Source organism: Hymenobacter sp. ISL-91, from assembly GCF_018613725.1.
Classification (GTDB): domain Bacteria; phylum Bacteroidota; class Bacteroidia; order Cytophagales; family Hymenobacteraceae; genus Hymenobacter.
The window spans coordinates 1-17,159 of the sequence record NZ_JAGGPS010000040.1 but is presented as its reverse complement, the minus strand read 5'-3'; the positions used below and the strand labels follow the sequence as shown (position 1 = coordinate 17,159).

Below are 17,159 nucleotides of genomic sequence, written 5' to 3'. Positions count from 1 at the left end.
GCCTTTGGGGTCTAACGCAAACCTGCAACCTGCGGTTGCGGTGGTCGAGGGTGGCAGCAGGTGGGGTATAGCCCGATGTGGGGCGCTGTATATTTGCCGCTTCGGTTGCTTTTTTTCGATTTGTCCGTGTCTGTTTCCCCTTTGTCTGTCGGGCCACCTGCTCCTATTCAGCTGCTCGATTTACCGGCCCAGCACGCCCCGCTGCAGGCCGAGCTAAACGCTGCTGCCGCCGCCTGCCTGCACGAGGCCGCCTTTATTCAGGGGCCGGCCGTGGGGCAGTTTGCCGCCGAACTGAGCCAGTACCTGGGCGGCCCGCACGTGGTGCCCTGCGCCAACGGCACCGATGCCCTGCAACTGGCGCTGATGAGCTTGAAGCTGCCGGCCGGAGCCGAAGTGATTGTGCCCGCCTTCACCTACGTGGCCACCCTGGAAGCGGCCGTCGTGCTGGGCCTGCGCCCGGTACCGGCCGACGTACTGCCCGGCACCTTCAACCTCGACCCGGAGGCCGTAGCCGCTGCCCTCACGCCCCGCACCGGGGCTATTATAGCCGTGCACTTATTCGGGCAGTGCGCCGATTTGCAGGCCCTGCGCCAGCTGGCCGACCGGCACGGCGTGGCCCTTATCGAAGACAATGCCCAGGCCATCGGGGCTGCATTTCAGGCTGAAAACGGGCCCCGATGGATGGCTGGGACAGTAGGAGAGGTGGGCACTACCTCATTCTTCCCGAGCAAAAACCTGGGTGGCTTTGGTGACGGAGGCGCGCTGTTTACGCACGATGCCGGGCGCGCCGAATACCTGCGCCAATTGGCCAACCACGGGCAGACCCGCAAGTACCATCATCAGCATGTGGGCCTGAATTCGCGCCTCGATACGCTGCAGGCGGCCCTGCTGCGCGTGAAGCTGCCGCACCTGCTCGCCTGGACTGCCGCCCGCCAGCGCGTGGCCGCCCGCTACGACGCGCTGCTGACGGGCCTGCCGGGCGTTTCGGTGCCCGCCCGCGACCCGCGCAGCACCCACGTTTTCCATCAGTACACACTTACTGTGGCCGACGAGCCGGGCCGCCGCGACGCGCTGCAGGCGTATCTGGCGATGCGCGGTGTGCCTACGGCCGTGTACTACCCGCTGCCCAATCACCTGCAGCCCGCCTATGCGCCGCTGGGCTACCGGGCCGGGCAGTTTCCGGTGGCCGAGCGCCTGTGCCGCAGCGTGCTTTCGCTGCCCATCCACCCCACGCTTACCGATGAGCAGGTAGCCTACGTGGCGGCGCAGGTAGCGGCGGGGCTGGCCCGAGTGGAATAGCCGCCTGGCCCGGTAATTCCAATTTTCCCTCCTGATTCCTTGCCTGTGCGCGACGCCACCTCAATGGCTTTGCTGGGTAAGTACAGAGGCAGTATTAACTATGTTGCCTCAAGGAACTGGCAATCAGGTGGTCTTGAAACTACAAACACCAGTACCCGTACGACCTGGTGGAGACCAGTCTGAAAGCAGCGGGATACCCGGTTGGCTTGTCGCGCTGCATACCGGTTCGGTAGTGCCGGACCTTTACACCGTTCAAACGAACTGGAGCCAAAGTGCGCGCCCAAACACGACCTAAGCCTTCGCCAACAACCGATTCTAAAGGCCACGTTCCGTTCGAAAGTTAACCCTTTGCCTCTGGTTGTTTCGGTGGTCCCGTACTCTTTACGGGGTTATTATGATAGGGGGTATAACATCGGCCCGTCACGGAACACCCAGGCGGGTTCATTGGGCGTATCTACCTCATTTTATCATCTATAGGAAATTCTTATGCGGTCATTTGTTGCTGTTGTGGCTCTGGAGAAATGATACTTTTGCCTCCTACTGTAAGGTTTGGTTCTTGCCAGCACTCCAACAAGTATTCCACCATCAACTCCTAACTCCTATTGCCCATGTTGTACGCTAGCATTGCCTTATTCGTATTGGCTGCCACACTTGGCGCGACCATTCTGGTAACTTGGCTCAAAAAGAAGAATGCGCCCAAAGCTGTGGTATACAGCCACGGGCTGGCGGCCGTTTCGGGGTTATTGGTACTGGTGTACTACGCTTTTACCCACCCTGCAGCTTATCCCAAGCTCAGCATTATCCTGTTCATTGTAACGGCTTTGGGCGGAATTTATATGTTCCTGACCAGTGGCCCTGATAAGGCTAAGCCCACTGCTATAGCCGGCCTGCATGCGCTGCTGGCCGTGAGCAGCCTCATCACGCTGCTGGTGTACGTTTGGGGCTAGGCTGCTGGCGCTTACAAGGTTGCGTAGCAACTGGCGCGGCCTTTTTTAAGGGCCGACGCTCCGGCGCTCCGGCGCACGGCTCTGCTGCACCAGCCGTTTTTGCGCTGGCAGGTCGGGTGTATCCTACCTTCGGCCTGCTGCAATGGTGCCAGTTGGCGCCGGGGCCGGTTTTCGGTTAAGTGCTGCTACGCGGGGTTTGTATGCTACGAGTAGTGCTGCCAGCGCCAAAACACTGTCTCGAAACGATTCATCTATGCCTATAGAACCTGACTCTCCCGCCGTTTCCTCGCCCCGTTTGCCGCTGGCTGCTGCTGCGGATGACACCGTGCTCATTGCCCGCATTCTGGGTGGCGAGCAGACGTATTTCGAATTGCTGATCCGGCGCTACAACAGCGTGCTTTATAAAGTGGGCCGCTCCTACGGCTTTACCCACGACACCGTGCAGGACCTGATGCAGGATACCTACGTGGCCGCTTACCAGGCATTGGGCCAGTTTGAGGAACGGGCCAGCTTCAAAACCTGGCTGATACGAATCATGCTCAATAACTGCTACCACGGGCGCCGAGCAGCGGCCCGGCAGCCTCAACCTATGCCCGCCACCACCGATACTGCCGGCGCCTCCGGGCCCCCATCTGTTTCCGCTACCGACGGGCAGCAGGAAATTATCAATCGGGAGCTAGGAGCAGTGCTGGAGCAGTGCATCCAGACACTGCCGCCCAACTACCGGCTGGTGTTTGTGTTGCGCGAATTGGAGGGCCTCAGCAGCCAGGAAACGGCCAAAGCAGTGGGTACCACCGAAACCAATGTGAACGCGCGCCTGAGCCGGGCCAAATCCTTGTTGCGCCGAAAGCTGGAAAGCTGGTATCCGCAGGCATCGGTTTACGAGTTCAACCTTATTTACTGCGACGAGATGGTAGCCCGTGTATTCGGCCGTCTCAGCGCCCCACCCCGGGTGTCAGCCTGATGCCCCCGTAACGGTCCGGATGAGCCGGGCCGTTCTATCCATCACCCTTTCAATATTCGCTTATGAACAACGAAAATACCCCCGCTGGCAGCCCCCAGCCGGCCGCCGGCCTGACCCCCGCACTAGCCGCCGCCGCAAGTGCGCAGCAAGCCCTGGCCCAGGAGGGCAAGGCAGGCGTAACCTCGGACACCAAAATCAGCCCCACAGAAATGGTGGAGATGATGCACTCGACCTTCGGCAAGCACCACGCCCGGGCCGTGCATGCCAAGGGCATCATTCTCACTGGCCACTTTGTGGCTGCGCCCGAAGCGAAAAACCTGTCGCGGGCTGCGCACCTGCAGGGCGACAAGCTACCAGTTGTTGTGCGCTTTTCCGACTTCACGGGCATTCCCGACATTCCGGACACCGAGGACGACTCGAAGCCCCGGGGAATGGCCGTGAAGTTTCTGCTGCCCAACCATAAGGTGACCGACATCATTGCCCACAGCGTAAATGGCTTTCCGGTAGCAACTACCGACGAGTTTCGCGTGTTTCTGGCGGCCGTGGCGGCCAGTGGTCCTGAGGCCCCCAAGCCCACGCCGCTTGAGCAATACCTGGCTGCGCATCCGGCTGCCAAGGCATTCGTCGAAGCGAAAAAGCCGTTTTCGACCAGCTGGGCCACGCTGCCCTTCTTCGGGGTGAATTCTTTTAAGATGACCAACCAGGCCGGCGAGGAGCGGTTTATTCGCTATCAGTTGGTGCCAATGGCCGGCGAGCAAAACATGACCAGTGAGCAGGCGCAAGCGGCAGGAGCCAACTACCTGCAAATGGAAATCAAGCAGCGCGTGGCCCGCGAGCCGATTTCTTTTCAGCTTTATGCTCAGATGGCGGAGCCAAACGACGCTGTACAGGACCCCTCTATAACCTGGCCCGACTCGCGCCAGCGCATGCTGCTGGGTACCCTGACTATTGATACACTGGCGCAGAACACAGAGGCCGAAGACAAAGCGCTGTTCTTTAATCCCAACAACGTACTTGATGGTGTGAGCATTGCCGACCAGATGCTGCTGGATCGGGCGCGCTCTTACCCTATATCGGTGGGCCAGCGCCAGTAGGCGGGCATCTTTTTGCCGGCAGGTTCTCTGGGCTGGCAACTTGTATTGTTTGCTTGTCTGAACGCTTTCCGGCCGGCTGGTTGGCTGGGTTTTCGAGCCGCCGGTGCGTGCTAGCCTGAACACGAACTACAGGCCGCTTCTGACTTCCTTTCCTCAACTGCTTCGCCTATGGCTGCCCCGCTCGTAACCCCGCTTGTCCCCGATGCCAACCCCGAAGTAGCGGAGCTGGCAGCTTTCTTCAACGAAACCCTGGGATTCTGCCCCAACAGCGTGCTGACCATGCAGCACCGCCCGGCCATTGCTACGGCTTTCATTCAGCTCAATAAAGCCGTGATGGCCAACCAGGGCCGGGTAACCAGCGCCCTGAAACGCCTGGTTGGCTACGTAAGCAGCCAAGCCGCCGGGTGCCAGTACTGCCAAGCGCACACCATACTAGCCGCCGAACGCTACGGAGCCGAGCAGCAGCAGCTGGCCCACATCTGGGAGTACGCCACGCATCCGGCGTTTTCGGCCCCCGAGCGGGCGGCACTCGACTTTGCCGTGGCCGCCTCGGCCGTGCCCAACGCCGTAAACGAAGCCATTAGCACCAACCTGCACCAGCACTGGACAGAAGGCGAAATAGTGGAGCTGCTGGGCGTCATCAGCCTGTTCGGCTACCTCAACCGCTGGAACGACTCGATGGGCACTCATCTGGAGGAGGGCGCCGTGGCTGCCGGGCAGCAGCACCTTGCCGGCCGGGGCTGGAGCCGTGGCAAGCATGCCTGAGGCTGTGTTGGCAAGCGGTAGCAAGGCGGCTTAGTCGGCATCGGGTGCGGCGCCGGGGGCCAGCAGCACCCGGTTCAACTCGGCGCGGTGCATACGCCAATCGGGCATGAATTGGTCCATCAGGCCCCAGAAACGGGCATTGTGCAGGCGTTCGTGCAGGTGGGTCAGTTCGTGTACCAGCACGTATTCGAGGCAGGGCAGGGGCCGCTTGATAAGCTCCAGGTTGAGCCAGACGCGGCGGGCCCCGATGTTGCAGGTGCCCCAGCGGGTGCGCATCTGCTTGATGCCCCAGGCCGCCGCTGCCCGGCCCACCACCGGCTCCCAGCGGGCAAAAAGCGCGGGCAGCACCTGCTTCATTTGCTGCCGGTACCAAGCCGCCAGCACGGCTTCACGCTGGGCCACCGTGCTACCTTCGGGCACGGACAGGCGTATCTGGCGGGCCTCAGGTAGCAGCGCCACGCCCGCGCGGCCCGCGGCCGGCACTATCAGCAGCTCGTAGTACTGGCCCAGGTAAGGTACTGTTTCGCCCGATTCGTAGCGGCGCTGCGGGGCCGGCTCGCGGGCTGCAAACCGCTGCTGCTGCTGCTCAATCCAGCCCCGGCGGGCACGCACAAACTCCGCAATTACCGTAACAGGCGTTTGCAGCGGTACCGCTACCCGAATACGCCCCCCGGCGTACACCGTTAGGCGCAGGCTGCGCATGCGCTGGCGCACGAGGTCAATTTCAAGGCCGGCAATTTCCATATTTGAAAGCTTCAGGCCGCAAGCTACAAGCGGCAAGCTATAAGTGGGGGCTTATTGCCCGAAGCTTGTAGCTTGCGGCCTGAAGCTTGCGGCTCCTACAGAAGCTTGCGGCCTGAAGCTTGCAGCTCACTATGGAATCAGCCGTTCGTTTTGTTATCTGCGGGGTGGGCCACATTGGCCGCCGCCATGCCGCGCTGGTGGCCGCTCACCCCGAGGCCCAGCTGGTGGCGCTGGTCGATATCCGGCCCGAGCTGGCCCCGGTGCTGGCCGCCGACTTCCCCGGCGTCCCGTTCTTTGCCTCCCTCGACGACTACCTGAGCCAAGGCCCCGCCGCCGATGTGCTGACGGTGGCCACGCCCAACGGCCTGCACGCCCAACAGGCCGTTCGGGGCCTGCGGGCGGGCCTGCATGTGGTGGTCGAAAAACCGCTGGCCCTGCATAAGTCCGATGCCGAAGACATCGTGCACACGGCCCTGCAAACCGGCCGTTTCGTGTTTGGGGTGATGCAGAACCGCTACTCGCCGCCCGCCGCCTGGCTGAAGCAGGTGGTAGACGAGGGCCGGCTGGGCCGCGTGTTTCTGGTGCAGCTCAACTGCTTCTGGAACCGCGACGAGCGGTACTACACGCCCGGTAGCTGGCACGGCACCCGCGCCGCCGACGGCGGCACGCTCTTCACCCAGTTCAGCCACTTCGTGGATCTGCTCTACTGGGTGTTCGGCGACATCACCAACCTCGCGGCCCGCTTCCGCGACTTCACCCACGAGCACCTCACCGAATTCGAGGACTCGGGCCTGGTAACGTTTGACCTGGTGCGCGGCGGCAGCGGCACGCTCCAGTACAGCACCGCCGTCTGGGACCGGAACTTGGAAAGCTCCCTTACGGTGGTGGCCGAGCGCGGCAGCCTGCGCCTGGGCGGCCAGTACATGGATAAGGTGGAGTACTGCCACCTGCAGGACTACACGTTGCCCGCGCTGCCGCCCACCAACCCCGCTAACCAGTACGGCCCTTACCAGGGCTCGGCCGCCAACCACGTCCACGTCATCGATAACGTGGTAGAAACCATCCGGCAGCGCGGCGTGGCCACGACTAATGCGCTGGAAGGCTTGAAAGTGGTGGAGATGATTGAGCGGATTTACGCGCTGAAGTGAGCTATATGCAATACCTACAGCAAGTGGCAACGGTGAAAGTCAGAGGACAATCAGGATTAAGAGGTATCATATTGGCTATTGGGGAGAAATGGGAGCTACTGCGTAGCATTCCAGTGGACTATGTAGTTGACGGCATGCTGTTAATTAATCAGAAACACATAGTAAAAAAGACGCGCAGAGATGAGGATGAGTTTGTCGAGAAAATATTACGGCTCAAAATGGTGCCGTTCGAGAACACGCAGCAATTCGACCTTAATTCAACGCCAAATCTTTTCACTCAATTACAGCAACAAGAGAAATTAGTGCAGTTCACTCTCCACGATGATTCCGTGAATTTCATTGGTCAGATTACCCAAGTGAACCATAAATCTTTCCGATGTCAACTGATAAGTGTTAAAGCTGCATGGCTGCAGGAAGTCAATATAAAATACTCCTCAATAAGAACTATCGGTTTGGCAACCGATTACGTCCTCTCGTTGCAATTAGCGGTGGATAGTGAGGATAGTGCCCTTGATAGCTGTAACGGCACATAAAGCGTGATAGACCCCTACGACCAGCAAGCTCTGAACGACCTGCGCGACTGGCAGCAGCGGATGCGGCAGAAGCCCACGCTGCTCAACCGTTTCACGCGCCAGCTGCAGGCCCGACTCAATGCCATGCTGCCCGAAAAGCTGCACCGCGTCCTTACGGCCACCATCCAGAAAATGGTGGAAGGCGTGCTGTTCGGCTCGCAGCATACCACCCGCCAGCCGGTGCAGGTGGGCACGCTGGCCGAGCGCGAGGCGCAGGTGCGGGCCCGCATCCGCAGCTACCGCAACGCGGCGGCCGTGGAGGGCGGCGCCACCGGGGCCGCCGGCTTCCTGCTGGGCCTGGCCGATTTCCCGTTGCTGCTCGGCATCAAGCTCAAGCTGCTGTTTGATATTGCTGCGCTTTACGGCCACGATGTGCGCCAGCTGTCCGAGCGGCTCTATCTGCTGCACATTTTCCAACTGGCTTTCAGCAGCCAGCACACCCGCCGCGAAACCTACCGCCAGCTGGCCGAGTGGCCCGCCACGGGGGCCACAGCCACCGCTGAAACCTTCGATTGGCGCCAGTTTCAGCAGGAGTACCGCGACTACATCGACTTGGCCAAAATGGCCCAGCTGCTGCCCGTGGTGGGCGCGGCCGTGGGGGCCGTGGCCAACTACCGCCTGCTGGCCCAGCTCGGCGAAACGGCCATTATGGCCTACCGTCTGCGCTGGTTTGCCGAAGCGCCCGAACCGCCGTCGGATACTTCGCCCGCCTTGTTGCCCGAGTAACCGCAGCCGGCCAGAGAAGAAAATCAAAACACCCTGACGGTAGCTGTCAGGGTGTTTTTTTGCTGGGCATCGGCTTGAAAGACAGTGCGCTGCATGACGTTTTTTAAGCGTCGTTTATGATGGTTCCGAGCGGTTAATGGGTGCTGAAAAGATAGGACGAATGGGCAGCTGGTTGCCGGGGCAGCAATCCGGATTTACCTTTACCGCATCAATTCTTTCTTCCCCGAAGGATTGTTTTTATAAAGAGGCGCTGAGAGACAGGCTCGATGAAGCGTCGGCAACCATCCGCAACCGCGGGCACGGTGCCAAGTCCTGACCATATAAAAACAAGTTACCGTGGACGCCTCCTGCACCGCCCTGCTTTCTTCTGCCACCTTCCTCGTCGCGTCCGTCGTGCTCCGGCACCGGCCCGGCGGGCGTTGTTGGGGCTGTTGTTGCCGGAGCTAAGTACCGGTTGCGGGCCGTTTGGCCTGCCGGGTAAGCGCCCACCCGTTTCTCGCCGCGCCGTCGGCTCCTGCACTTCCTTCTTGCCAGAGTGCTTAAGCCGGCAGTCATAGCTGTTTCCCTGGTGGAGGCTGCTGAAGTTGGGCTGCTTGACTCCGTGGTTCTGTCCTGCTGCCCGCGCGCTGTGCCTGCCGGAGCGGTGAGCATCTGGGCGCTTCCCGGACTTGGCTGGCTGGCCGTCTGCCGGCCCTATTGAACAAGACAGCGGGCCACCACTGGTCCGATTTACTTTCACCCGAACAGGCACCGCGACCAGCGGCTACGGTTCTTCTTTTTTGTATGCTTAAGAAATCATTGGAACTGCTACGGCAGGAAGCGGCCGAAACGGGCAGCAACACCCTCAAACGAAGCCTCAACGGCTTCAATCTCATTGCTATCGGCGTTGGCGTAATTATCGGGGCCGGCCTGTTCTCGCTCACCGGCATTGCGGCCGCCAACAACGCCGGTCCGGCCATCACGCTCTCGTTTATCGTGGCGGCCGTGGGCTGCGCGTTTTCGGCCCTGTGCTACGCCGAGTTTGCCTCAATGGTACCCGTCTCGGGCTCAGCCTACACCTACGCCTACGCCACCATGGGCGAGCTGTTTGCCTGGATTATCGGCTGGGACTTAGTACTCGAATACTCGGTGGGCGCGGCGACGGTGGCCATCAGCTGGTCGCAGTACCTGCTCAATTTTCTGGGCAAATATGGTATCCACCTGCCCCCGCAGCTGGTCATGTCGCCGTTCGAAACGGCCACACTGGCCGGTGGGGCCGAGGTGCACGGGCTGGTGAACGTGCCGGCCATGCTCATCGTGCTGGCCATTACGCTCATCATCATCCGGGGTACGGCCGGCTCGGCGTGGTTCAATGCGCTGGTCGTTACCCTGAAGGTGGCCGTGGTGCTGGTATTCATCGGTCTGGGCTGGCAGTATATCGACCCCGCCAACTATCAGCCCTATATCCCGGCCAACACCGGCACGTTCGGCGAGTTTGGCTGGAGTGGGGTGTTGCGCGGGGCCGGCGTGGTGTTTTTCGTATTCATCGGCTTCGATATCGTGGCCACCATGGCCCAGGAAACCAAGAACCCGCAGCGCAACCTGCCCATCGGCATTCTTGGCTCGCTGGCGGTCTGCACCGTGCTGTTCGTGCTCTTCGGCTACGTAATGACAGGGCTGGCCAACTACACCGAGTTCAAAAACAGCGCCGCCCCGGTGGCCATTGCCATCGAAAAAACGCCCTACGCCTGGCTGTCGGGGGCCGTTATCCTGGCCATCATTATCGGCTACACCTCCGTTATTCTGGTGGATTTGCTGGGTCAGAGCCGGGTATTTTTCAGCATGGCCAAAGATGGGCTGCTGCCCCCGGTATTTGCCCGCATCAACGAGCGGTTTCGCACGCCTCTGCAGTCCAACCTGCTGCTGGGCCTGTTCATTGCCCTGTTCGCGGGGTTCGTGCCCATCTCGGTGGTCGGCGAAATGACGAGCATCGGCACGCTGCTGGCCTTCGTGATGGTGTGTGCGGGCGTGCTCATCATGCGCAAGCGCGAGCCCAACGCAGCTCGGCCTTTCCGCACGCCGTGGGTGCCGCTGGTGCCCATTCTGGGCATCCTTACCTGCGTAGTGATGATGTTGTCGCTGCCCTGGGAAACCTGGCTGCGGCTGGCCGCCTGGCTGGCTCTCGGGCTGGCCATCTACTACGGCTACGGCCGCAAGCACAGCAAGCTGGGCCAGCAGGCCCGGGCCGATGCCGCTCAGCAAGCACTGTAGCTCCAGCGCCCGCCGGTAGGCACTGCCATGCAGACGGTAGAGGGTGGCAGTAGGGGGTGGCGTAGGCACAACAGCCATGGGGTCCCGACGACTAGTCGTCGGGGCCCCATGGCTGTTGTAGTTGATAAGATGGGCTTGATTAGCCCTTGTTCTGGCGCTTGGCCTGGTGCCTGGCCTTTTTGTCAGCCTGCATCTGCGCGTACTTGGTGTACTGGTCGGCGCTCAGGATTTGCTTGAGCTGGGCGTCGTACTGCGCCCGCTGCCCCTTCATGGCCTGGTGCCGGGCTTTTCTATCGGCTTTGGCAACTGTGCCGGCCTGGCCCTTGTAGGCCTGCTGCTGCTGGATGCGGCCCAGGTGCAGTTGGCGTACCTGCTGGCTTTGGGCAGCCGAGAGGTTAAGGCTTTTGGTGAGTTTCTGCGCGGCGCGGTCGGCGCGTTGCTCAGGAGTCAGGTCTTGCTTCTGGCTTTTCTGGTATTGGCCACGGATAGTTTTTACCGGAGTAGTCTGGGCCGAAGCGGCAGCCGAAATCGAGAAGGCAGCAAGGAGGATGAGGAGCTTTTTCATGGCGTATGTAAGGGGAAAGTATTGTTTACAGAAAGGGTGTCCGGCAGCCAGCCAATCCGGCTGCGGGCTTCTGATAGAACAATTGCAACTCCGGTGCCACTTTGCGTCGGTGCAGGCCAAAAACGGCCTTTAAAAAATTTATATTTTCCTGTTAAACCTTTGATTCTGTTTTCTATCGACGATGTTAAATAATTGCCTGATAGATGTTTAAATTTTTTACGGGGCAGGCAATATACTGAACTTGCTACTCCACCAACAGCAGATTGCGGCGACGAATGTAAGCCTCCCGGTCCTGCCAGCGCACCCGGTACCACACGTCCTGCCGGCCTAGCACTTCAAACCGGTCGCCGGCGGCAGCGGTGGTTAGCCAGGCGGCGCCGGCGCTGGGGCCGGCCATAAGGGGGGCGCGGGCGCGGGCCACCAGCCCCACCCGGCCAGGGGCCAGCACGTTCAGCACCAATCCCACGCTCAGCAGATACGTGCCATAAACGGCCCACCAGGCCCGGTCGGCAGTACGGCGGCGCAGCAGCAGGGCCGCCCCACCTAGCACCGCCAGCACCAGCAGCCCCTGCAGCAGGCGGTAGTAATAGCGTTGCAGCGCGATAAACAGGTTTTGCCGCCAGGTGTCGGGGTAGCCCGTCAGGCGGTGCTCCTGGGCCAGGCTCACCATTTTCTGCCAGGTAGCGTAGCGCGGCTCCAGGCCCTGCGACACGCTCAGGTAGTATAGGGCAGCCGGGTAGTGGCCCAGCGCCTCCTGAGTGTAGGCCATGCGCAGCGCCTGCCGGCCCGACTGCAGGCCGTCGTGGTTGCGGGCCTGCCGGTACCAGGGGTAAGCCCGCGCCACCTGGCCGGCCTCGTACAGCGAATCGGCTTTCTGAAGCGCCGGACTAACATTTTGGGCCTGAATTGGTTGGGCGAAACTCAGCAGAAGCAGGAAAAAAAGGGGGGCTTTTTTGAGCAAAACAGTTGCACAGTTAAATCCAGGACTCTACTTTTGTGCCACAATCAGCCACAAGGGCCGGTTGTCAGTGCAAAGAAACTGATTCTGTAGCTCAGCTGGTAGAGCAATACACTTTTAATGTATGGGTCCTGGGTTCGAATCCCAGCGGGATCACCAAAACCCTTCCTACGCTTCGTAGGGAGGGTTTTTTCTTTTCAAGGATTTGGCAGCAAGTCCTGCCGGCCTAATAGCATCTACCCGGCCCGGCAGCACAACCGACCTTTTAGCGCGTTATATTTGTTGATTCCGCGCTGACGACCGAATCAGCGTAATCAGCGCCTAAAATCCGCAAAACCCGCGATGATTGTCTGCATTGCCGAAAAGCCCAGCGTAGCCCGCGAAATTGCCCATGTACTCGGTGCCGACCGCCGGATGGACGGCTACTACGAGGGCAACGGCTACCAGGTAACCTGGACGTTCGGCCACTTCTGCCAGCTGCGCGAGCCCGAGGATTACCGCCCCGAATGGAAGCGCTGGAGCATCCACGATTTGCCCATGGTGCCCGAGCAGTTCGGCATCAAGCTCATGCTGCGCGACGACGGCGTAGTGCGTCAGTTTGCGGTAATCAAGCGGCTGCTGGCCGCCGCCGACGAGGTAGTGAACTGCGGCGACGCGGGCCAGGAAGGGGAGGTGATTCAGCGCTGGGTGTTGATGGAGGCCAAGTACCGCAAGCCCACCAAGCGCCTCTGGATTTCCTCGCTCACCGAAGAAGCCATCCGCCAGGGTTTTCAAAACCTGCGCGAGGGCTCGGAGTTCGACTCGCTTTACCAGGCCGGCAAGAGCCGGGCGGTGGGCGACTGGCTGCTGGGGCTGAACGCCACCCGACTGTTCACGCTCAAGTACGCGCCCGGCCAGCGCCAGGTGCTCAGCATCGGACGGGTGCAAACCCCCACGCTGGCCCTGCTGGTCGACCGTTTTCACGAAATCCGGAACTTCAAACCCGAGCCCTACTGGGTGCTGCGGGCCGAGTACCGCAGCACCATGTTCAGCCACGTGGCCGTGGTGAAGGCAGGCAAGGACGACGACGAGCCCGACGAGAAAGCCCGCCTCAAGGCCCGCGGCTACTTCGTAACCCAGCAGGAGGCCGACGCCGCGCTGGCGCAGGTAACCGGCCAGCCCCTGACGGTGCGCGACGTCATCATCAAAAAAGGTCTGGAGAGCCCGCCCGCGCTGTTCGACCTGACCTCGTTGCAGGTGCAGTGCAACAACCAGCTGGGCCTGTCGGCCGAGGACACGCTCAAGACGGTGCAGGGCCTGTATGAGAAGAAAGTGGTGAGCTACCCCCGCGTGGACACCACGTTTCTGCCCGACGACCAGTACCCCAAAATTGCCGGTATTCTGCGCGGACTGGGCGGCTATGCGGCCCTCACGGCCCCGTTGCTGGCGGCCAAAATCCGCAAGAGCGCCAAGGTATTCAACAACAACAAAGTCACCGACCACCACGCCATCATCCCGACCGGGGCCAGCGCGAACGGCCTGGGCGGCAACGAGCAGCGGGTGTACGACATCATCGTGCGCCGCTTCCTGGCCGCCTTCTACCCCGATTGCGAAGTGTCGAACACGACCGTGACGGCCGACGTGGCGGGCCTCACGTTCCGGGTCCGGGGCCGGCAGATTCTCAGCCCCGGCTGGCGAGTTGTCTACGGCGACCCGGAGAAGCAGACGGTGGCCAACGAACGGCGCAGCAGTAGCAGCAGCGACGATGACGACGTGGTGGGCACCGTGCTGCCGGCCTTCGTGAAGGACGAATCCGGCCCGCACCAGCCCCGGCTCGATGCCAAGCAAACCCAGGCCCCGCGCGACTACACCGAGGCCATGCTGCTGCGGGGCATGGAAACGGCCGGCCGCAACGTGGACGACGACGAGCTGCGGCTGGCCATGAAGGAAAACGGCATCGGCCGCCCCTCTACCCGCGCCGCCATCATCGAAACCCTGTTCAAGCGCGGCTACATCATCCGCGACAAAAAGAAAATCGTGCCCACGCCCACCGGTGTCGAGCTGATTGGTCTGATCCGCAACCCTACCCTCAAATCGGCCGAGCTGACGGGGCAATGGGAGAAAAAGCTGCGCCAGATTGAAGGCGGCGAACTGGATCAGGAGCAGTTTCTGGGCGAGCTCAAGCAGCTGGTGCGCGAGATGGTGCAGGAGGTAAAGCAGGACGGCTCGGGCCGCGCCATCAGCACCACGGCCCCACCGGCCGGCTCGGGGCCGGCGAGCAAAGCGGGAGCCACGGCCGGCAAAACTGCGGCACCAGCCCCCAAAGCGGCAGCTACCCCAGCCATGCCCGGAGCACTTGGAACTTGCCCGGCCTGCGGCAGCGGCCATGTGCTGCGGGGCAAGTCGGCCTTTGGCTGCTCGCGCTGGAAGGAGGGCTGCCAGTTCCGGCTGCCGACCGAGTTTGAGGGCAAGAAAATCACCGACAAACAGGCCGGCGACCTGCTCAAAAAGGGCCGCACCCAGGTGATGAAGGGCTTTCTGGACGACGACGGCAACAAGTTTGACGCGGCCGTTATGCTCACGCCCGCCCGCACCCTGGAGCTGGTCCGCGCCGCCGAAAGCAAGCCCACCACCGCCACCGACCCCGGCCAGATACCCTGCCCGGTGTGCCGGCTGGGCCAGATGCTGCGCGGCAGTAGCGCCTGGGGCTGCTCCCGCTTCCGCGAGGACTGCCAGTTCCGGGTGCCCTTCGCCTGGGGCGGCAAAACCCTCACCGACACCCAGATGAACCAGTTGCTGCGCAAGGGTAAAACCGGCGTCATCCGCGGCTTCGTGTCCGGCAAAACCGGCAACCGCTACGAAGCCGTGCTGCAAATCGGGGCCGAGGGGCGCATTGAACCGGTGTTTGATAATAAACGATAATCCCTATGTCATGCTGAAAGCCTATAGCATATTTATACTCTTGCTGTTATCAAGCTTGGCTGCTGCTGCTCAAACGCAGGGCAAGCTAGCCAAGCTGACCTCGGATGCCGCAGTGCAGCAGATGGTACGGTCATTAGATGATTACTACAAGAATTTCGTCGTGAATTCCCGGCTTCGATTTGAAGACAAGCGAGTACAACGGCTATATCAGCAGGAAAAGATTAAAGCCTGGGAAAAGGCAGATGTTGATGGCAACGGCCTGACAGACCTGCTCATCACAGGCACTCATTATGATGAGGAAAGCAAGGTTATCTGTGTGCTTGATATGGGCGATAGTCTGGTGCTGGAAGATTTTGGCCGCCAGTTCTACCGGTACTGCCCGGTAGCACGCATCATATATCAAGGTGAACAGCCGCTGATTTCCTATGCTGATTACGACAAACCTTTCCTGGTGATAGAGCCGCTGGATGAGAGTGAACGGCAGAATTTTTTGCTAACGTATCGTTTTGGAGGCCTTGTTGAGTATAATCCAGCTCCTACAAGCACCCGGCTGGATAGCCTGTTTTACACATCCCACTTTGCGTATCATGATGTTGAGGAAGTAGAAATACGAATGGATTCTCAGGATACTATTGCCTACCACTCCTGTGAATATCCGGTGCTGGATGAATCCGAAAAAAAGTGTGAAGACCTAACCGCCAAACTCACCAACAACGCCCAGCAGCAATTATTAGAGCTATTAAACTATTTGCAACCGGACAAGCTAAGCCGTGAGTATCGCATTGGTTACAATCATGTGCCTTATATTTCTTTGCGTGTAGTGTACGCAGACGGACGTCGCTTGCAAGTTGAAGATAAAGGGGGAATAGGCTCATTCGGTCTGACTCGTTTGTATACACTACTGGAGTCGTCACGCAAGACGCAGAATTGGGTGCCAGCTAAAAAATAAGTCCACTTCCTATGTCTCCCCAACTCGGTAAAACCCTTTTCCTGCTCGGCCTGGGCCTGATGGTGCTGGGGGCGCTGCTGTGGCTGGGTGGCGGCTCGGGGTGGTTTAGCTGGTTTGGGCGGCTGCCGGGCGATGTGCGGGTGGAGCGGCCGGGCTTCCGGCTGTACGTGCCGTGGGTGTCGCTGCTGCTCATCAGCGCCGTGCTGAGTTTGCTGCTGGCGCTGTGGCGGCGGCTGGGCGGGTAAGAAAATCGGGGCGGCGCATCGGTAAGTGTTTGCGTAAACAGAGCCGGGCAAGCTGCCCGAAGCGCGTGCCTTGACGCCCCGCTGCCAGGGTCTGTTCGATGGCCCTATCCAACCTAACGCCTGCCGCTATTATGCCCAAAATCGTTTCTCCCCAGGTCGAACTCGACTACCTGGTGGCCCTCACCAAAGCCGCCGCCCCCGAAATCTTCGCCCCCGATGGCACCGGCTACCTCAACCTGCTCGAAGGCCGCTGGCAGGAGCCGGGCCAGCCCCGCGACTTCGTCTCGCCCATTGATGGCCGCGTTATCGGCCGCCTGCCGATGCTCGATGCGGCCACCGCCCTGCGTGCCGTGCGCGCCGCCAAAGCCGAAGCCGCCGCCTGGGCCGCCACCGACCTGGACGAGCGCAAGCGCCGGGTGCAGGACTGCCTGAGCCAGCTGCTGCCCCACACCGAGCTGGTGGGCAAGCTGCTGATGTGGGAAATCGGCAAAACCTATAAGCTGGGCTTCACCGACATCGACCGCGCCATCGACGGGGTGCAGTGGTACGTGGACAACATCGAGGACATGCTCGGCAAGCGCACCCCGCTGGGCCTGGTCAGCAACATTGCTTCCTGGAACTACCCCATGTCGGTGCTGCTGCACGCGGTGCTGGTGCAGGCGCTGTGCGGCAACGCCGTGATTGCCAAAACGCCCACCGCCGGCGGCTTTATCTCCCTGAGCCTGACCTTTGCCGTGGCCCGCCGCTGCGGCCTGCCGGTGACGCTGGTGAGCGGCTCGGGCGGTGAGCTGAGCGACGTACTAGTGAAGAACGCGGCCGTGGACTGCCTCAGCTTCGTGGGCGGGCGCTACAACGGCCGCAACATCGCCGACGCGCTGGCCCAGCACGACAAGCGCTACATGCTGGAAATGGAAGGCGTGAACACCTACGGCATCTGGGACTACTCCGACTGGGACGCTATGGCCCAGCAACTCAAGAAAGGCTACGACTACGGCAAGCAGCGCTGCACGGCCTACGTGCGCTTCGTGGTGG

16 protein-coding genes, 1 tRNA gene and 1 riboswitch are annotated in these 17,159 nt (G+C 61.0%); of the genes, 14 read left to right on the top strand and 3 right to left on the bottom strand.

What is annotated here, in order from left to right:
• Positions 1-126 precede the first annotated feature (126 nt).
• The 5 genes from J7E24_RS15520 (at position 127) to J7E24_RS15500 (ending at position 5,069) form a co-directional block, all read left to right on the top strand.
• Positions 127-1,299 (top strand): DegT/DnrJ/EryC1/StrS family aminotransferase, encoded by a 1,173-nt coding sequence (locus J7E24_RS15520; protein ID WP_317195666.1) that lies wholly within the window; start codon positions 127-129, stop codon positions 1,297-1,299.
• Positions 1,300-1,907: 608 nt separating this feature from the next.
• Positions 1,908-2,246: a hypothetical protein gene (locus tag J7E24_RS15515; protein WP_215139041.1), complete on the top strand. Its 339-nt coding sequence runs from the start codon at positions 1,908-1,910 to the stop codon at positions 2,244-2,246.
• Between the two features lie 253 nt (positions 2,247-2,499).
• Positions 2,500-3,210: a sigma-70 family RNA polymerase sigma factor gene (locus J7E24_RS15510; protein WP_215139040.1), complete on the top strand. Its 711-nt coding sequence runs from the start codon at positions 2,500-2,502 to the stop codon at positions 3,208-3,210.
• 62 nt (positions 3,211-3,272) lie between these two features.
• Entirely contained in the window at positions 3,273-4,304 is a 1,032-nt protein-coding gene (locus J7E24_RS15505; RefSeq protein ID WP_215139039.1) for a catalase family peroxidase, read from the top strand.
• Between the two features lie 168 nt (positions 4,305-4,472).
• Positions 4,473-5,069, top strand: a complete 597-nt coding sequence (locus J7E24_RS15500; RefSeq protein WP_215139038.1) for a carboxymuconolactone decarboxylase family protein — start codon at positions 4,473-4,475, stop codon at positions 5,067-5,069.
• A 30-nt stretch (positions 5,070-5,099) separates the two neighbouring features.
• Here J7E24_RS15500 and J7E24_RS15495 read toward each other — a convergent pair whose 3' ends face one another.
• A complete protein-coding gene (locus J7E24_RS15495; protein ID WP_215139037.1) occupies positions 5,100-5,813 on the bottom strand; it encodes a M48 family metallopeptidase in 714 nt (237 codons plus the stop codon).
• Positions 5,814-5,944: 131 nt separating this feature from the next.
• On the opposite strand from J7E24_RS15495, the gene J7E24_RS15490 reads away from it, so the two are divergent.
• The 4 genes from J7E24_RS15490 (at position 5,945) to J7E24_RS15475 (ending at position 10,509) form a co-directional block, all read left to right on the top strand.
• Positions 5,945-6,961 (top strand): Gfo/Idh/MocA family protein, encoded by a 1,017-nt coding sequence (locus tag J7E24_RS15490; RefSeq protein WP_215139036.1) that lies wholly within the window; start codon positions 5,945-5,947, stop codon positions 6,959-6,961.
• A 5-nt stretch (positions 6,962-6,966) separates the two neighbouring features.
• Entirely contained in the window at positions 6,967-7,494 is a 528-nt protein-coding gene (locus tag J7E24_RS15485) for a hypothetical protein (protein ID WP_215139035.1), read from the top strand.
• 3 nt (positions 7,495-7,497) lie between these two features.
• Positions 7,498-8,259: an EcsC family protein gene (locus tag J7E24_RS15480; protein WP_215139034.1), complete on the top strand. Its 762-nt coding sequence runs from the start codon at positions 7,498-7,500 to the stop codon at positions 8,257-8,259.
• A gap of 234 nt (positions 8,260-8,493) precedes the next feature.
• Positions 8,494-8,586: riboswitch (SAM riboswitch) on the top strand.
• A 456-nt stretch (positions 8,587-9,042) separates the two neighbouring features.
• Positions 9,043-10,509: an amino acid permease gene (locus tag J7E24_RS15475; protein ID WP_215139033.1), complete on the top strand. Its 1,467-nt coding sequence runs from the start codon at positions 9,043-9,045 to the stop codon at positions 10,507-10,509.
• A 139-nt stretch (positions 10,510-10,648) separates the two neighbouring features.
• On the opposite strand, the gene J7E24_RS15470 is transcribed toward J7E24_RS15475, so the two are convergent.
• Both J7E24_RS15470 and J7E24_RS15465 read right to left on the bottom strand, forming a co-directional pair.
• On the bottom strand, positions 10,649-11,074 hold the full coding sequence (locus J7E24_RS15470; protein ID WP_215139032.1) for a DUF4890 domain-containing protein: 426 nt from the start codon (positions 11,072-11,074) through the stop codon (positions 10,649-10,651).
• 244 nt (positions 11,075-11,318) lie between these two features.
• Positions 11,319-12,035, bottom strand: coding sequence for an SH3 domain-containing protein (locus J7E24_RS15465; RefSeq protein WP_215139031.1), 717 nt, complete (start codon positions 12,033-12,035; stop codon positions 11,319-11,321).
• An 80-nt stretch (positions 12,036-12,115) separates the two neighbouring features.
• Here J7E24_RS15465 and J7E24_RS15460 point away from each other — a divergent pair.
• The 5 genes from J7E24_RS15460 to J7E24_RS15440 all read left to right on the top strand — a co-directional run.
• Positions 12,116-12,191, top strand: a tRNA-Lys gene (locus J7E24_RS15460).
• Positions 12,192-12,374: 183 nt separating this feature from the next.
• The gene (locus J7E24_RS15455) at positions 12,375-14,933 is read left to right on the top strand and encodes a type IA DNA topoisomerase (protein ID WP_215139030.1); all 2,559 of its coding nucleotides are present in this window, start codon (positions 12,375-12,377) and stop codon (positions 14,931-14,933) included.
• Positions 14,934-14,943: 10 nt separating this feature from the next.
• Positions 14,944-15,882: a hypothetical protein gene (locus J7E24_RS15450; protein ID WP_215139029.1), complete on the top strand. Its 939-nt coding sequence runs from the start codon at positions 14,944-14,946 to the stop codon at positions 15,880-15,882.
• 11 nt (positions 15,883-15,893) lie between these two features.
• The gene (locus tag J7E24_RS15445; protein WP_215139028.1) at positions 15,894-16,127 is read left to right on the top strand and encodes a DUF2905 domain-containing protein; all 234 of its coding nucleotides are present in this window, start codon (positions 15,894-15,896) and stop codon (positions 16,125-16,127) included.
• Between the two features lie 131 nt (positions 16,128-16,258).
• The coding region (locus J7E24_RS15440; RefSeq protein WP_215139027.1) for an aldehyde dehydrogenase family protein at positions 16,259-17,159 on the top strand (901 nt) is incomplete at its 3' end.

Excerpts from the sequence above, each read along its gene's own strand:
- J7E24_RS15515 (WP_215139041.1), top strand. The coding sequence starts at position 1,908 with ATGTTGTACGCTAGCATTGCCTTATTCGTATTGGCTGCCACACTTGGC.
- J7E24_RS15510 (WP_215139040.1), top strand. The coding sequence starts at position 2,500 with ATGCCTATAGAACCTGACTCTCCCGCCGTTTCCTCGCCCCGTTTGCCG.
- J7E24_RS15505 (WP_215139039.1), top strand. The coding sequence starts at position 3,273 with ATGAACAACGAAAATACCCCCGCTGGCAGCCCCCAGCCGGCCGCCGGC.
- J7E24_RS15500 (WP_215139038.1), top strand. The coding sequence starts at position 4,473 with ATGGCTGCCCCGCTCGTAACCCCGCTTGTCCCCGATGCCAACCCCGAA.
- J7E24_RS15495 (WP_215139037.1), bottom strand. The coding sequence starts at position 5,813 with ATGGAAATTGCCGGCCTTGAAATTGACCTCGTGCGCCAGCGCATGCGC.
- J7E24_RS15490 (WP_215139036.1), top strand. The coding sequence starts at position 5,945 with ATGGAATCAGCCGTTCGTTTTGTTATCTGCGGGGTGGGCCACATTGGC.
- J7E24_RS15485 (WP_215139035.1), top strand. The coding sequence starts at position 6,967 with ATGCAATACCTACAGCAAGTGGCAACGGTGAAAGTCAGAGGACAATCA.
- J7E24_RS15475 (WP_215139033.1), top strand. The coding sequence starts at position 9,043 with ATGCTTAAGAAATCATTGGAACTGCTACGGCAGGAAGCGGCCGAAACG.
- J7E24_RS15470 (WP_215139032.1), bottom strand. The coding sequence starts at position 11,074 with ATGAAAAAGCTCCTCATCCTCCTTGCTGCCTTCTCGATTTCGGCTGCC.
- J7E24_RS15455 (WP_215139030.1), top strand. The coding sequence starts at position 12,375 with ATGATTGTCTGCATTGCCGAAAAGCCCAGCGTAGCCCGCGAAATTGCC.
- J7E24_RS15450 (WP_215139029.1), top strand. The coding sequence starts at position 14,944 with ATGCTGAAAGCCTATAGCATATTTATACTCTTGCTGTTATCAAGCTTG.
- J7E24_RS15445 (WP_215139028.1), top strand. The coding sequence starts at position 15,894 with ATGTCTCCCCAACTCGGTAAAACCCTTTTCCTGCTCGGCCTGGGCCTG.